The organism is Chryseobacterium sp. Marseille-Q3244 (assembly GCF_940807095.1).
Taxonomy (GTDB): domain Bacteria; phylum Bacteroidota; class Bacteroidia; order Flavobacteriales; family Weeksellaceae; genus Chryseobacterium.
Window position 1 is genome coordinate 1 of the sequence record NZ_CALNWX010000005.1, and the last position, 16,500, is coordinate 16,500.

A 16,500-nucleotide genomic window follows, 5' to 3' on the forward strand; every position below is an offset into this window, starting at 1 on the left:
GCATGGGAGACGTTATTTCCTTAGTAGAACGAGCTCAGGAACGGAAAAAACGGATCTTCCAGAATTGATAAGAAGAATTGGCTACAAAACTTAAAGCCGGCCAGGACATCTGCCACATTACTTTATGCATTTTTCCGTTTAAAATAAGCTGTTTCTGTTGTTCCATTGTTGATTATAAATGAGTTGAATAGAGTGCATAATATAAAGGAAGCCAGAGCTTTGTCTTCATATATTCAAATTTCAAAAACTTTGAAAAGATCTCAAAAAAATTCTCTCTTCTCTGAGCGTCAAGAACAGCAATGGTTGCAAGGTTTACGATTTCATCTACGCTTGAACGCATTTGAAGAACGTGTACCGGTTGTTTTAATCCCATCAGGATTGGCCCGATTACCTGTGCTACTTTCATTCCTCTTAGAATCTTGTAAGAAAGATTGGCACTTTCAAGATTCGGGAAGATGAAGGTGTTTGCCGGAGTTGTTCCTAATTTTGAGAAAGGATAATCACTTAGATGATCTGCATTCATAGCAAAATCCGGTTGAATTTCACCATCAACGATCATCTTAGGATATTTCTCATGAAGAATGCTTACAGCCTTTGCCACTTTTTTGGAAGTATCTGAAATGGCAGCAAAATTTTCAAATCCAAGCATTGCAATTCTAGGTTCGATAGCGAAAGATTTCACTGTAAACTCAGCCATTTTAGCAATATTAACAAGATCTTCAGAGGTAGGATTTTGGTTGATAGAAGTATCTGCGAAGAAAATAGGCTTCTTTTCAGATAAGATCATCATCATTGCAGCTACTTTATCTACTCCTTTATCTTTTTCAATAACTTCTAAAACAGGACGCAATACAGAAGTATAGTTTTTAGAGAAACCAACAATCAGACCATCAGTATCACCATGTCTCAGCATTAAAGGTCCAAAATAATCTCTCTGACGAACATATCTCTTGGCTTTGTACTCGTTCATCCCTTTTCTCTGACGAAGCTTCCAAAGTGTTTCTCTGTATTTTTTTCTATTTTCTTTCTGATCGTCATCACTTGGATCAATGATTGGAATATCCAGGTTGATCCCGTAACGTTCCATCTGTTCCTTGATGTATTTCTTATCTCCTAAAAGACTTGGGTACGCAATTCCCTCTTCGTAAAGGATTTGAGCTGCTTTTAATACATTATATTCTTCAGCATTTCCAAGCGTAATTCTCTTCGGATTAGATTTTGCACGGCTCTGCATCATTCTTACCAATCTCTCATCTCGACCCATTCTGTCTAAAAGCTGGTGCTCATACTCTTCGAAATCAGTAATCGCTTTTCTTGCTACTCCACTTTCAATAGCTGCTTTCGCAACAGCACTTGATACTTTTGTAATCAATCTGTTGTCAAATGGTTTTGGAATGAAATAGTCTCTTCCAAACTGCAGGTTCTGAACATTGTAGGCAAGAATTACAGCTTCCGGTACCGGTTCTTTAGCCAGGTCAGCAATAGCGTGTACCGCTGCAAGCTTCATTTCTTCATTAATCCCTGTTGCCTGAACATCTAATGCTCCACGGAAAATATAAGGGAACCCTAATACATTGTTTACCTGGTTAGGAAAATCACTTCTTCCTGTTGCCATGATCACATCTTTACGGGTCGCAAGAGCAAGATCATAAGCAATTTCAGGATCCGGATTCGCTAAAGCAAATACGATAGGGTTATCGTTCATGCTTAATAGCATTTCAGGAGTCATCACATTTCCTTTTGATAATCCTACGAAAACATCAGATCCTTTTACAGCATCTTCTAATGTTTCGATATCTGTCTGAGCAATGAAATCTAATTTTTCTGGAGTAAGGTTCTCTCTCTTGTGATTGATTACTCCTTTACTGTCACACATCAGGACATTTTCTTTTTTCAGTCCTAATGAAATATAAAGCTTGGTACAAGCAATGGCAGCCGCTCCGGCTCCATTTACCACCATTTTTACTTTATCAATATCTTTATTGGCAATCTGTAATGAGTTGATTAATGCAGCAGCAGAAATAATTGCTGTTCCATGCTGGTCATCGTGCATCAAAGGAATATTCAATTCTTCTTTCAGTCTTTGCTCTATATAAAAAGCTTCAGGAGCTTTGATATCTTCAAGGTTGATTCCCCCGAATGTAGGTGCAATTCCTTTTACAATTTCAATGAATTTATCTGGGTCTTTTTCATCAATCTCAATATCAAAAACGTTGATATCAGCGAAAATTTTGAACAAAAGTCCTTTCCCTTCCATTACCGGTTTTGAAGCTTCTGCTCCGATATCTCCCAATCCAAGTACTGCAGTACCGTTAGAGATTACCGCTACCAGGTTTCCTTTTCCTGTATAATCGTATACAGTTTCCGGCTTGTCGTGGATTTCCATACAAGGAACCGCTACTCCGGGAGAATAAGCCAATGATAAATCTCTTTGAGATGAGTGTGGCTTGGATGGTATAACTTCGATTTTCCCTTTGGGTTCTGCTTTATGATAATCTAACGCGGCCTGACTGAAATTCTTTTCGTCGCGATTGTTGTTACTTGACATACGTTTTATTTTTTGTTAGAGTATATATTTAATGTGGTAATCTACTAAGCTTTCAATTGGTTTCTGAACTACATGTCCCACATTTAAATTAAGTTCTTCCGCTACAGAGCGTAAAATATTTTCATAATAATAAGCAATAGAGCCAATAAAATTGATTTCGGCATCATGAGCTTCCTCATAAGGCATAACCTGATATTCGAAGAAGCTTTTCATTTCTTCGAAAACCATGTTCATGAAATAAGGATGATCTTTTCTTTCGACAACAAATTTATTGAAATCAGCTAAATAAGCATTTGGTCTTGGAGTATGATACATATTTTTCAATGCATCTTCTATGGTAAGTTTATAACCTGCCTCAAATTCATTATGAAGATCTGTGGGAAGTTTTTTCATGAAGTATCTGCGTACCAACTGTTTTCCAATGGCACTTCCGCTTCCTTCATCTCCCATCAGGAATCCAAGGGATGGCAATTCAATCTTCACCTCTTTGCCATCAAAATAACATGAGTTTGATCCTGTACCTAAAATGCACACGATCGCGGGTTTTCCTTTATAGGCAGCATAAGCTGCAGCCATCAGGTCTTCTTTTACAATGATTTCAGCTTTGCTAAAAACTTTTTTAAGTTCAGCTTCTATAATCTCACGGTTTTTTTCCACACCACATCCAGAGCCATAGAAAAAGACTTTCGTAATTGAATTTTTGACCAATATAAGGTTGCTGTTCTTCTGTATTTCAGGAGTGATAAGTTCTCTGTTGATAAAATTCGGATTAAAGCCGATGGTTTCCGTTTTCAGAAAAACCTTTTTGAAGTCATCCAATATTACCCAATCCGATTTAGTAGAACCACTATCTACAATAGCAACCATATTTTAGATTTTAATTTAAGGGTGCTAAATTATGAATTTATCTTCAATTAGCATTTAAAAACAACCTGGAAGCTGTCTAAAATCATTAATGTTTAACCTTAGTTTTCTTTTCATTGAATTGCAGAAGCCAATCTTCAATTTCATCTTCCAGATAAGATGCCTGCAGTACCATTGCATTGATAAAATCATCAGGTACGGGTTCACCATTGGAATTTTCAAGATTCCAAAGTTCATTAGACATATTTTCATATTCAGAATACACTCGTTTGAAGCGGGAGTTTTCTTTTTCCAACGCTTCAATATTTTTTTGTTGAAGCTGGAATTTTCTGTATTTGTTTTGACTTTTCATACAAATATTATTAACAATTGGTCATAAAAAATTAGAGTAGTATGCTTTCAAATAGGCATTACAAGATAGAAAAACCCACATCACAAGGATTTGAAAATGAATTTATTATCAGGTTATAGTGACATCATTCCGCTTATTAAAATTAGAAATAATTTTTATTTAAAAAAATATTTTAACAACTTTTTTCAGTGTTTAACATATAGTTATAAATTTGCAGATTGATATTGTAAAGAATCCTGATTTAAAATAATTGAAAAACATTATGAACACATAGGATCCAAAGAATTCCTGATTGTTTTTCTTATAAAACACCCTGGTATCTAATACAATATAAGATATATTTTCAGCTTTTATATTAATTAAATGAAAGAAATACTCATACGCCAGAAACAAGTTTTGTTCTTCATTATTGCCGGAGGACTGAGTGCCATTGTGGAGATTGGCAGCTTTAAAATATTCAGCACTTACCTGCCCCACTTCTTTGCAAGAGAAACTAATTTTCATGGTATACACTATCCTTTAAGCAATATTTTCTCTACCTGCTGTGGGATCATCAGCAATTATTTTCTGAGTATTTGGTTTGTTTTTGAAAGAGGAAAACATTCTAAGAAAAAAGAGTTTGCTTATTTTATGGCAGTATCCTTTTTCTCTACTTTACTAAGCCTTAGTTTCTTTCAGATATTTTACAGTTTTATATTTAAGGATAATATCAATTTAATTTTTTATACCTTGAGTCCGGAAATGATAAGCAAGATTGCAGCGATCCTGTTGGTTTCCATTCTTAATTATTCTGTAAAAAAGAAAGTAATTTTTAACGGTTAAACTGTGGCAAAAATTCTAAACTATCTCTGGAGATTTTGGCTGTTGTTATTAGCATTTGTTCTAACAACCACTCTCGGGATCCCCGTTTATATTTTATCTTTTAGTAAAAAGCATTATAAATACGCTTATAAATTTGTCCGCCTATGGTGTTTCGGCATGTTTTATGGCATGGGCTTCCGATATGATCTCATTAAACTTTCTGAGCAAGAAAAAGACAGAAACAAAGAATATGTTTTCATCTCGAATCATACTTCTATTATGGATATTATGCTCACCTGCATCCTTTTTCCACATCACCCAATTTGTTTTGTTGGAAAAAAAGAACTTGTTAAGATTCCTATTTTCGGAACTATTTATCAAAGGATATGTGTAATGGTAGACAGATCAAGCGCAAAAAGCCGTGCTGATGTATACCGCAGATGTGCTGAAAAAATGGAGGAAGGCAACAGTATTGCCATTTTTCCTGAAGGGGGTGTACCGGATGACACGTCTATTATTCTGGATGACTTTAAAGACGGGGCGTTTATGTTAGCATCAAAACATAACTCTCCAATTGCTGTTTATACCTTTATAGGACTTAAAGAAATGTTTCCTTTTGATAGCTCTAAGGGTTATCCCGGAAGAGTAAAGGTCTATTTCAATGGAATTATAGAACCTACTAATTCTCCAAAAGACTTAAAAGCAGAGGCTTATCAAGTAATTAAAAAAACTTTGACAGAGCATTCTATTTAAAAGAATTAGTTATATTTGTTTGCGAAATTTTCAATAAAATATGTCAAAAACCAACCAGCCGACTAATTACCCGGCACTGTACACACTTGTACTTGTATTTTTTTTCTGGGGTTTTATTGCTGCCGGCAATAGTATTTTCATCCCATTCTGTAAAAACTATTTTTCTCTCGACCAATTTCAGTCCCAATTAATAGATTTTGCTTTTTATACTGCTTATTTCCTGGGAGCTTTATTGCTTTTTATATTCAGTACCATAAAAGGAATTGACATTATCGGAAAATGGGGATATAAGAAGAGTATTGTCTACGGACTTCTCCTCTCAGCCCTTGGTGCTGCTATTATGATTATTGCTGTTAAAAGCAATGTATATTATGGTATGCTCATCGGACTCTTTGTGGTTGCATTAGGATTCTCTATTCAACAGACTGCTGCAAACCCTTTTGCCGTATTGTTGGGAGATCCTAAAACAGGAGCCAGTAGACAAAACCTTGCAGGTGGAATCAATTCTTTTGGAACATCCATCGGACCTATTATCGTTGGACTGGCACTTTTTGGAACTACAGCAACAGTAGATGACGACCAGATCAAACATCTTGCTCTTGACAAAGTAATCCTTCTTTATACAGCAGTGGGAGCTCTTTTCCTGATTGCTGCAGGAATCTTTTACTTTTCAAAGAAGCTTCCTGACGGAATTTCTACCGAACCTATGGAAAAAGCTGGAAAAGCAAGAAAAACATTGATTGCCATGACAATTCTTGTTATTCTTTTCTTTATTCCGGTATTCAGCAGCTACAATTCTGATGAAGCTAAAAATATTGAAATTTTGGGCAATGAAATTACTGTATTAGACAAAACTCTTGAAAAAGAAACTGATACCGTAAAAATCACAGAACTCAAGCAACATATTTCAGATAAGAAAACAGAACTTGAAACCATCAAGCATCCATTGGAGAAAAAAAGAATGATGTACCTGGGAGGTGCGTTACTTGTTGTCATTGTTTCTCTTGTATTTGCTAATTCCAGTGCTAAGAAAAATGCTGAAGGCTGGGGTGCGATGAAATATCCACAGCTTGTATTGGGGATGATCGCTATTCTTGCTTATGTAGGAGTGGAAGTTGCCATAGGAAGTAATCTTGGAGAACTTTTAAGCATGCCTGAATTTGGGGGACATCAGTCTTCTGATCTTGCTCCTTACATTTCCATGTATTGGGGAAGTTTAATGATCGGACGATGGACCGGTGCTATAGCGGTTTTTAACCTGAATAAACAACAACAGACCATTGCTACCATCATTGTTCCTTTTATTGCTTTTTCTGTGATTATCGGAATCAATACGATTGCTCAAAAAGACATGTCACATCTGTATTTTTATGCAGTTTGTGTAGCTATCCAGGTTATATTATTCCTAATCAGTAAAAATAAACCGGCATTAACGCTAATTATTTTTGGATTATTTGGAACTGCTGCTATGATTACAGGATTATTAACTACAGGAAATGTGGCGATCTATGCATTCCTTTCCGGAGGTCTTGCCTGCAGCATTATGTGGCCATCTATTTTTACACTGGCCATTACTGGTTTAGGAAAATATACCGCTCAGGGGTCTGCATTCCTTGTAATGATGATCCTTGGAGGAGGTATTATTCCACCGCTTCAGGGTAAGCTTTCTGACATTATCGGAATTCACAGCTCTTATGTAATTCCTGTATTGTGTTTTGTTTACATTACTTTATTTGCTTATCTGGCTAAAAAATCTTTATTTAGACAGGGAATTAACGTTGACGTTTTAGAATCCGAAGGTGCACACTAAAAATAGACTACATATATATAAGAAGAAAAGATTTTGGGCAGGTGTATTACTTGCCCAATTTCTTTTGTTTTATGGTTTCTCAAAATCTTTATTCATGATTTCTTTTTTTGAAAAATTCTTCGAATTCCAGAAAAGACTTCATCAGATGATCTTCAGTGGGCTTTCTTTTTCAGTGGGAGATATTATCTATATCGTATTGGGAATTGTTCTTTTATATAGCCTTATTGCTTTATTTAAAAAGAAAAATAGGCATACTTCCCTGTTAAGAATCCTTATCATTGGAAACATCCTTTACTTTACTTATCAGATATTCTGGGGAATGCTTTATTTCCAGGCTCCAATCATTAAGAAACTTTCCAGTCAAGACACTCCTGACCTAAATAAAGCAAAAAAACTGGCCTTACATTATCTGGAAAAATGTAAACTTACCCGTGCATCCATACATGAGGACCATAATGGGATCTTCATTGTCACCAATCTTAGGGCAGTACAACAGGAAATTTTATTCCAGCAAACTCAGCTTCCAAAATATATTTCGGATAAAAAGTCACCTCAGATTCTTTCTATTAAACCTAGTTTATTTAAAAATGTAATGAACTTTACAGGGATATTAGGATATTACAATCCTTTTACCGCAGAAGCACAATATAACGCTGAATTACCCCATACTTTCATCCCTTTTACAACAGCCCATGAAAGTTCTCATCAACTTGGTTTCGCGAGAGAACAAGAGGCTAATTTTATTGGTTATCTGATAGGAGTTCATTCCAGTAATTCTGAGCTAAGATACAGTACTGAATATTTTACCTTGAAAAGTCTTTTACGTTTTATAGTTGACAAAGATCCGGAATTTGTAAAATCTGTTATCCAAAATTACTCTCCCGGAATGAAAAGAGACCGGGCTTATGAGAAAAGTTTCGCATTCAGGCATCAGGGTTGGTTGGATAACTTCTTTGGATTCACGAATAATCTGTTTCTGAAGAGCAACCAACAGGAAGGTTCAGTCACCTATTCTTACTTTATTGATCTCCTTCTAAACTATGAAAAATAGGCATAAAAAAAGAATCGTATCAGGCGATACGATTCTAAAAACACAAATGATGAAAAAAAATTTATTACCTTGACTTGTTCCCTCATTCAAGGCGATGTAAAAGTACGACATATTTTATAAATACAAAAACATTTCTTTTCTTTTTTGAAACTTTATGAAAACTTTATGATTTTTTAAGTTTTTTTGAGTTCGACAGTAGTTAACATGAATTACAATCACACCTTACATATACTATTAAAATAATAAACAAATTATAGTTAAACTGCGAAAAATTTACAAAACCAAATATTTATTTAAACATAAAATATTCCATTTATTCTGAATTTTGAATGAGTAAAAAATTAGAGTTATCCTTCCGAAAATTCAAAATATCTCCACTATTACTCTCCTACTCTTTCATTAAATTCCCCATCTATTTTTAATAGAAATGGGAATTTCTTTGAGCCCAAATTATAGTGGGATATGGATTAAATATTCCCCATATTATATCGTTCTGTTACTTCTAAAAGCCAGGCTCTTATAATATCTGAATAAATAATCATAAACAATCATTTCAAACAGTCGTTGATTTGAAACAAACATCCGATTGATATGCATATGAAATACACTAGAAAAAAAGCGCTGAAGAGAGTTTGAATGATGTTTTATATGTTGCAGGGCTTCCTTAGATTCATGAATATTATTGAGAATAGCAGATCTAAAAGGAATATAATCCTCCAATTCAATAAACTCCTGATATTTAGTAATAAATATTCTATATTTTTTATCAAGCTGAGTATTTAGCTTTTTATCTGCATTGAATTCCTGTTTAAAAGCAAAATTAAATTCGTGGATCCAATTTAGTTTTTCTTCCATGGACAACCCTAGATATTCTAATACCTTATCAATATAATAAAGGCATACCATAATTTTTTCTTCATCATCAAAATGGAGATATTCATAAAGCACGCTCTCACTACTCTTGTAAAATAAAAGTTCAGCTTCTTCCATTGTAGCTTCTCCATACCGCTCAATTTCTCTCCGGTAAACATCTATGATACATTCCGATACTTCTCCAGAATCTCTATATTCCTGCAGGGAGTTATTTATTAACGAAACCACCCTACTAAAATTATTAAGGTCTGAAAGTTCAAAACGAAGTCGAAGATGGACCCGTGGATCATTATAACGGATAAAAAACCATTTTTTAATTAGATTTCCCTCTCGCAATTGCTCTAATAAAGGTATTAAAGCCTCCTCCAAAATAACATCTGCAGTTTTTACTCCTGTATAAATTTTGACATACAGCCACTCGCTTCCGGGAATAAATTTTCTTTTCATTAAAATTTATTTTAATTTATACATTGGAAAAACAAATTCATGTTTAAATCCTCCATTTTCATTAAAAAAAAACTCTTCTATCACGATTGTTTTTTTCTTTTTAACCGTCTGAATAAAAAGTGTAGCCATATCGTAGTTTTCAAGGCTTAAGGTTAAAGTATTATCTGCCTCTACCCACTGTATCCATACAGGAATTTTTCTTTTAGTTCTCCAATTTTTCAATTCAGATAAAAAGTTATCTTTATCTAAAATGAACTGTTCTAAAAAGACAATATCTTTATCAGAGATCTTCCAGGCTGCTTTTGCAAGGATGATATTTTTATATTCAACTCTTGGAAAAAACTTATAAATATGCTTTAATCCTCCCCAATTAAAATGTAACCCATTTCTTATTTCTTGGGAATAAAGATCAGAAAGGAAATGATAAATCGGTAAAGTATTATAAAAATAGTTATAGGCATTAGTCAAATAAGGCCTTATTTCTTTATTAAGTTCTTTGGATCGTAAAACAATTCTATTATTTTTCAATGAAACGTAAAGATCATCCACCGCTATCTGATTCTCTTCCGGCAAAACAGATTTCGCCATGTAAGGTATCTCGTAATTCCTTATTGTAGGTCTTCTAATCACATTTCCTATTCTTGCTTCAGGCAAGTGAATCACTTCTGCCAAAATATACTCAGGATTCAAAATTCCTTCTTTCTGGGCAATAGTCCTTGTTAGATTTTGTATTTCAGATTTTTCAGAACAAAATCTTCCTAATAAATTGGCGGCACTACTTCCTGTACTACCATTTAAGAATAATTTTTCTTTATCATCGTCTGATATAATTTCCGTTAAAAAAGAAATTGTATCGGGCAGATCATCCCATTTCTCTTCGAACTCTTCGAAATCATCATCTAATAATTCTATTGTATATTGATTTTCTAATAAAGCTTCCTGTAATTTTTCATTAAGAATCGTATGAAATGGATTAAATTCAATACTTATATTTTTATGTTTTTCAAAGACTGGAAGTTCTAAATCATCTAAATAAGGATGAATACCTTTTGATGAGGCATTTTGTTTGTAACTAATACCAATTTCGGAATCAAGAACATACTGCAAAGGCATTTCCTGTGCTTCAAATCGTTCATTAAAAGCTTTTTTGAATTTCTCTAAACGAGTATCTTTTTGAGCTAAAGTTATTTTGTTCAAAAAGCTAAAAACCTTTTTAATCTCTTTTTTCCAATGGGATGATAAAATTGATTTATCTTTATGATATAAGTCGGTTTGAAACAGGTATTTTTGTTCATATTCTATCCCAAAAGAGATAATGAGTTTTTCAACCTCTGCATAGCTTGAAATCGAATTGCCAATATTTTGATCTAATTGATGAAGTTTATTTTTTATAGAAATCAAAATATCGCTTTCACTTACCTGAAGTCTTTGTAAAGTAGATATTAGAGTATCTAAAAAATCCCCTCCCGAAACATTAGGCTCAATCTCACTTGTGAGAACTTGATTATCGATCAGTTCTTCTATAAATTCTGACGCATCTTCTCTGGTTATATCTTTCGTAATCAGAATCTCTGTAAGTTCTTCTATTGTTTTTCCTTGTTCCGAAAATTTTAATACCTTTTGTAGTTCTTCAGAAAGCGGAGCTGATGAGATAATATAATCTCTTTTTCCCCCTGAATATTGATATTCTATATATCGGATTTTTGTTCCTACTTTATAAATAGTATTATTAGCATAAAACAAAAGCTTATTTCTTATTTCCTTCTTTTTTTCAAAATGTTGAGCCAGAGATACAAGAAAGTACATATCTAATTTGGTATCCCGAACTAAATAATCTGTATATGAATGATCTTCATGTGATTCTCTATTTTCCCAATCTTTATTAAATTTTCCCAAACCAACTCCAGAAAATAAGCCGAATGGAGTACATCGTGTACTCATTCGACTATAATATTTTAATAAAGTATGTTTTAATTTTTGGTGTTCTTTTGGTAAAAGTTCTTTTTCTGAGTGAAGCCATCTTGTAATTTCCTCATACAAATCAGGTGAAGCTAAATAAAGTGCTTCAAGAAAAACTGAATGATCAGCAAATTTATTTTTTAAATCTTCATCTGAAATTTCATCTTTATTTACTAGTTCAAGAAATCTTTTACATGAAAATAAAGGAGTACGTACAATATATTCTTCGAAAAATTGATAAGGAAAACGAGACATTTATTTTTTTATTTCTTCTTTAAGCTGATAGTCAGGATGTCCTAGTTGCCAGAAGGCGAAAGCAAAAATATCCGAGAGGTTTGAATGCGCATGAAGAGCGGTTGTATTCACTCCGTGCCCACCTTCATAATCTATTTGAAGAAATATAGGATTCTTTGATACATTATCTGCCATTAATTTAGCCGCAAACTTTACAGGTTCCCAAGCAAGTACTCTTGGATCATTTATTCCTCCAGTTATAAATGTTGCAGGATATTGTACTCCTTTTTTGATATGATGATAAGCGTCCATTTCTAATAGACCTTTAAACTCTTTAGGATCTTTCAAAGTCCCATATTCATCAACATTACTGGCAATACTCAGCACATCCCTTAATGTATTGGTTATTGGCAATTCTAAAATTGCTGCTTTAAATAAATCAGGTCTTTCTGTTATAGCTCTTCCTACTGTAATTCCGCCTGCGCTAGCCCCCCAAATCCCAACTTTATCTTTTGAAGTATATTTTTCTTTTATTAAATATTCTGTACAGTCTATTAAATCCCTCCACGTATTGGGTTTTGTTTCTTTATAACCTCCCAAACGCCATCGTTCTCCTTTTTCTCCACCTCCTCTTACATGAGCAATAGCCATAACACCTCCTTGATTTACCCATAATAGATAAATACGGGCAAAGTATGGATTGTAGGAAGCTCCAAAAGAACCATAGGAATCAATTAATACCGGGTTATTGCTGTTTCGCTTTATATTTTTATTGTATATGAGGGACAATGGTATTTCCTCACCATCTCTTGCTTTTACAATTATTTCTTTAACTTCAATATCCTTAAATTCAGGATATTCCACAATAGGAGCTATATTTTCAGTAAAAAAAGAATTTGTTTTTAAGTCATATCTAAAACGTTGTTCCTGATTTGCCCATCCTGAACAATTGATCCAAATATCTGAAAAATCTTTTCCTTTTGCTTGCAGATTGATAGTTCCTGAAGGATAAGGGAGCTTAATTGAAATATCTTTACCATCTTTATACAGGTATAACTTCGCCTCTACACCATTTTTAGTTGTCGTGTAATAAATACCATCTTTAGTGAACCTATATTGCCCAATAACTTCATCCTTCTTTTCAGGAATTAAGATTTCGGGGGTTCTAAAATTCGGTTTTTGAAGATTGGTTTTACAAAGTGTATAATTTTGAGAATTATATTGCGATAAAAAAAACAACTCATTATCAAAAAGTTGTAAAGACCTCACTTTATCTTCTTTATTATAAAGAGGCGTCCATGTTTTTTTACCATGTAGTAAATCCTCCTTGGAAATTACAAATGTTTGCCTGTAATAATTATTATCAACCAGCATTCCTACATAATACTTATCATTAGAATCCAAGATAATAGGAGATTTTTTTTCATCTAATTTTAGTTCATGGTTATTACTAGCTGAAAAAACATCTGTCAATTCTTTAGGGCTTGTTCCAATTTTATATAAGATAACTTTTGTATTTTTATAAAAATTGGGGGATTTGGAATCATTAACCGGAAAATATGTATAAAAAAATCCAGAACTATCGTCCAGCCATTTTATTCCTCCTATACCTGCAGGAGTTGTATTGGTAATGATCTCAGGATGAATATATTTGTCTTTTACATTCATTATAATAACCTCTGCCAATTCTTTTCCTTTTTCAGCCATTGCGATGGCTACTTTATCCCCGGCTAAGTTTGGGCTAATATAATTAATGATGAACTCATGGTTTGCATCAGAGTTTTTGAAATCAGCTGGATTATACAGGAGTTCTTCTTTTCCTAAAAATCCTTCACGATAATAAAGCTTGGCTACTTTTTCATCTCCCTTTTTCTTTAAATAAAAATATTTATCATTATTGGTAATTTTTAAATCAGATATAGAATATCCTTGCTTTTTATCAAGTTCTAATCTTTTTTCTAAGTAATAGCTTCTTTTAGGGATCTGATTAAGAATAGAAATGGTATACTCTGTTTGAGTTTTCATCCATTTCATTGTTAGAGGGTCCTCTAAATTTTCTAAATTCCTATATTCATCTACGATCCGGGTTCCAAAATATTCATTAGTTGCAGGAACAGATGGAGCTGGATTATTTTTTTGAGCATTCAAGGAGATATAAAAAACACAAATAATGATAAATATTAATTGCCTCATGGTCTTACAATGATTGTATTTGGAGGAATCTGTGTTGGTGGTTCTTCTCCAGTGTTATAATTCACCATCTGATTGCCTCCGTAACCACCATTAATTGTTTTCATATCGTTAATTTTCATTATCTGTAATTTTTTCAACGATAATTTTTTTTCTTGTTTAATTACTTTTTTCATTAAAATTATATATAAAATTCTAAATACAAATAAAAGAATATTTTTCAAATTTACAATCAAAACATACCATAGATTAATAAATCTATACCATAACAACAATAATAAAAAACACTAATTATCAGCAACTTAAATACTACTTTACTGAATTTCTCATCAATAAGAGACATTAGTAAATAAAAATGTAAATTTGTTTCGTATTTACAAAATAATGAAATATATAGTCTTAATTATATTATTATTAACCAATAGTTTGGCAATTGCTCAAAAGAACAAATTTAGTAATTTATATGAATTTACTTATCCGGAGCTAAGGAATAAGTTTTATGATTATTATGACCATAATCAAAGTTCAGAGGCTAAACAGATAGCCAGATATTATCTACAAAAGGCTAAAAAAGAAAAAAATACTCTCGAAATAGCGGAAGGCTATGTCCTTGTACACTTTTATGAAGATTTTCCAACAGCCCTAAAATATCTTGATAGTTTAACGATCATCACAAAAAATGTAAAAGGAAATCTATACCCTGCCAGAACCTATTTGAGCAAAGGAAATCTATATTATAAGCACGATAATTTAAAAGCGGCATTGGATAACTATATTCTGGGGCTTAAATATGCAAAAGAACAACACGACGAAAAACAAACGGCCTATGCCAATATGAATATTGCTTACATCAATAGCTATATAGGTAAGAATATAGAAGCAGCTAAAACATTCAGGTATTATCTATACAATGGAAATAATATCACAGATGACTATCAACATAATCAAATGCGTATTGCTCTGATAAGTTGTTATCTTGAGATTAATAAATTAGATTCCGCCAATATTTTAATAAAAGAAGGACAAAAGGCTATTCTCACAGGTAAAAACAAACAGGATCCTAATCTATACTCATATCTTTCAGGAACTTATGATCTTAAATTAAAAGCATATGATACTGCAATTATAAAGCTATCTAATGCCTATACTTATTTCACCAATAACAATGAAAGCACCAATGCTAACTACGCTCTTAATAATTTAGGTAAAGCTTATCAGGGAATAAAGAATGAGGAAAAAGCTTTAGAAACCTATATTAAACTAGATGCCAATGTGCAAAAATTTAATCTTACTTTTCCTGAACTCCGCGAAGTCTACACCTATCTTATAGACTATTATAAAGCAAATAATAACCAACAAAAGCAACTTTACTATATTGACCGTTTTCTAATTGTTGATAGGAAGCTTGATGAGCAGATTCAATATTTATCTACTGAATTGCCAAAGAAGTATGATACCCCCAATCTTTTGCAAGAAAAAGAAGATATCATCGAGGAATTAAAACTTAGAAAAAGAATACTATATATTTCTATTGGGATACTTTTATTAATACTTTTATTCATTATATATTTATATTATAAATCTAAGAAAACAGAAAAAGAACAGAGAAAAATTGCACAAGATTTAATCAATCTGGTTGAAAAAAGAAATATTGAAGAGAAAAATGCAGATAAAAAAGATGAAGCTGATAATATTGAAATAACTCATCTGGCAATTCCAGAACAAAATGATAAAGCCTCTAAGGTTATATCGGAAGAAGTTACTCAATTTATATTACAACAATTGAGAATATTTGAATCTAAGGAACTTTTTTTGAAAAAAGGTATTACATTAGCCAGCCTAGCCAAAAATATAAAAACCAATACCACTTATTTATCAGAAATTATCAATACCTACAAAGGAAAAAACTTTGCAGCATATCTTAATGATCTCCGTATTGATTTTGCTTTAGACAGGTTAGTAAAAGATAAAAAATTCCGTTCCTACAAATTATCTGTCATTGCTGAAGAGTTGGGTTACAATAATGAACAGGCATTTTCTTTAGCTTTTAAGAAAAAAACAGGCACTACTCTTTCTATGTACATTAAAGAAATTGATAGCTTAAACGATTCCCAAAACAACAATAACCAACTGATATACAAGTGATTTAATATTCTATTTTTATAAATTCATATATGTAGATTTATAAATCTACAACCTTAAGACTTTTTTTACGATTTGTTCTTGTGTAAGTTTGCTCCAGGTAAAAACACAAAATTTATTTTTTTGTATGTGTACAGTACAAAATATGAATATACAAGCTGATCAGCACCTTCCCAAGCCTGGGATATATGGCAAGCAAATATTAATTTTAAAAAAAATTTTAACAATGAAAAAGTTAACAGGAATGAAGAAAGGTTTTTCTTCTTTGGAAAACAAAAAACTGAAAAGAGACGATTTAAAATCAGTTAATGGTAGTTTAAAATCTTATGCTATCGAATCTAGTGCTGCAGTTACAACACCAGGGTGCTATGAAGCTGACCATTATACATCTAATGGAGGTGATTATATTGGTAGACTAGAAGTTTGCTAAACATATGAAAAAGAAAAAGGGAGGGTGAATATCCCTCCTTTTTATC

The 16,500-nt window shown here is 32.7% G+C and carries 13 protein-coding genes; 6 read left to right on the forward strand and 7 right to left on the reverse strand.

All coding sequences use genetic code 11. From position 1 onward, the window contains the following. Positions 1–172: 172 nt before the first annotated feature. The 3 genes from NBX25_RS10175 to NBX25_RS10185 all read right to left on the reverse strand — a co-directional run bounded on the left by NBX25_RS10175 (position 173) and on the right by NBX25_RS10185 (position 3,764). The gene (locus NBX25_RS10175; protein ID WP_250253565.1) at positions 173–2,548 is read right to left on the reverse strand and encodes an NADP-dependent malic enzyme; all 2,376 of its coding nucleotides are present in this window, start codon (positions 2,546–2,548) and stop codon (positions 173–175) included. Positions 2,549–2,563: 15 nt separating this feature from the next. Continuing rightward, the gene (locus NBX25_RS10180) at positions 2,564–3,415 is read right to left on the reverse strand and encodes a BadF/BadG/BcrA/BcrD ATPase family protein (protein ID WP_123909021.1); all 852 of its coding nucleotides are present in this window, start codon (positions 3,413–3,415) and stop codon (positions 2,564–2,566) included. A gap of 85 nt (positions 3,416–3,500) precedes the next feature. Beyond that, positions 3,501–3,764, reverse strand: coding sequence for a hypothetical protein (locus NBX25_RS10185; protein ID WP_123909022.1), 264 nt, complete (start codon positions 3,762–3,764; stop codon positions 3,501–3,503). Positions 3,765–4,127: 363 nt separating this feature from the next. On the opposite strand from NBX25_RS10185, the gene NBX25_RS10190 reads away from it, so the two are divergent. From NBX25_RS10190 to NBX25_RS10205, 4 genes are all read left to right on the forward strand, one after another. Continuing rightward, positions 4,128–4,586, forward strand: coding sequence for a GtrA family protein (locus tag NBX25_RS10190; RefSeq protein ID WP_123909023.1), 459 nt, complete (start codon positions 4,128–4,130; stop codon positions 4,584–4,586). Between the two features lie 3 nt (positions 4,587–4,589). Next, positions 4,590–5,318 (forward strand): lysophospholipid acyltransferase family protein, encoded by a 729-nt coding sequence (locus NBX25_RS10195; protein WP_250253566.1) that lies wholly within the window; start codon positions 4,590–4,592, stop codon positions 5,316–5,318. A 40-nt stretch (positions 5,319–5,358) separates the two neighbouring features. Beyond that, complete coding sequence (locus tag NBX25_RS10200; protein WP_123909025.1) at positions 5,359–7,128, forward strand: MFS transporter; 1,770 nt, start codon at positions 5,359–5,361, stop codon at positions 7,126–7,128. A gap of 94 nt (positions 7,129–7,222) precedes the next feature. After that, a complete protein-coding gene (locus tag NBX25_RS10205) occupies positions 7,223–8,179 on the forward strand; it encodes a DUF3810 domain-containing protein (RefSeq protein ID WP_250253567.1) in 957 nt (318 codons plus the stop codon). Positions 8,180–8,662: 483 nt separating this feature from the next. On the opposite strand, the gene NBX25_RS10210 is transcribed toward NBX25_RS10205, so the two are convergent. From NBX25_RS10210 to NBX25_RS24700, 4 genes are read right to left on the reverse strand one after another with little or no spacing between them, the layout of a single operon-like run. Then, positions 8,663–9,499, reverse strand: coding sequence for a thiopeptide-type bacteriocin biosynthesis protein (locus NBX25_RS10210; protein WP_250253568.1), 837 nt, complete (start codon positions 9,497–9,499; stop codon positions 8,663–8,665). Between the two features lie 6 nt (positions 9,500–9,505). After that, on the reverse strand, positions 9,506–11,713 hold the full coding sequence (locus NBX25_RS10215) for a lantibiotic dehydratase family protein (protein WP_250253569.1): 2,208 nt from the start codon (positions 11,711–11,713) through the stop codon (positions 9,506–9,508). After that, positions 11,714–13,885: a prolyl oligopeptidase family serine peptidase gene (locus NBX25_RS10220; RefSeq protein WP_250253570.1), complete on the reverse strand. Its 2,172-nt coding sequence runs from the start codon at positions 13,883–13,885 to the stop codon at positions 11,714–11,716. Then, the gene (locus NBX25_RS24700) at positions 13,882–14,004 is read right to left on the reverse strand and encodes a hypothetical protein (RefSeq protein WP_284346223.1); all 123 of its coding nucleotides are present in this window, start codon (positions 14,002–14,004) and stop codon (positions 13,882–13,884) included. Before NBX25_RS24700 ends, NBX25_RS10220 begins: the two co-directional genes overlap by 4 nt. Positions 14,005–14,266: 262 nt before the next feature. Between NBX25_RS24700 and NBX25_RS10225 the strand changes: the two genes are divergently transcribed. Continuing rightward, complete coding sequence (locus NBX25_RS10225; protein WP_250253571.1) at positions 14,267–16,027, forward strand: helix-turn-helix domain-containing protein; 1,761 nt, start codon at positions 14,267–14,269, stop codon at positions 16,025–16,027. A 142-nt stretch (positions 16,028–16,169) separates the two neighbouring features. Continuing rightward, a complete protein-coding gene (locus tag NBX25_RS10230) occupies positions 16,170–16,454 on the forward strand; it encodes a TIGR04139 family peptide modification target (RefSeq protein WP_250253572.1) in 285 nt (94 codons plus the stop codon). Positions 16,455–16,500: the final 46 nt, after the last annotated feature.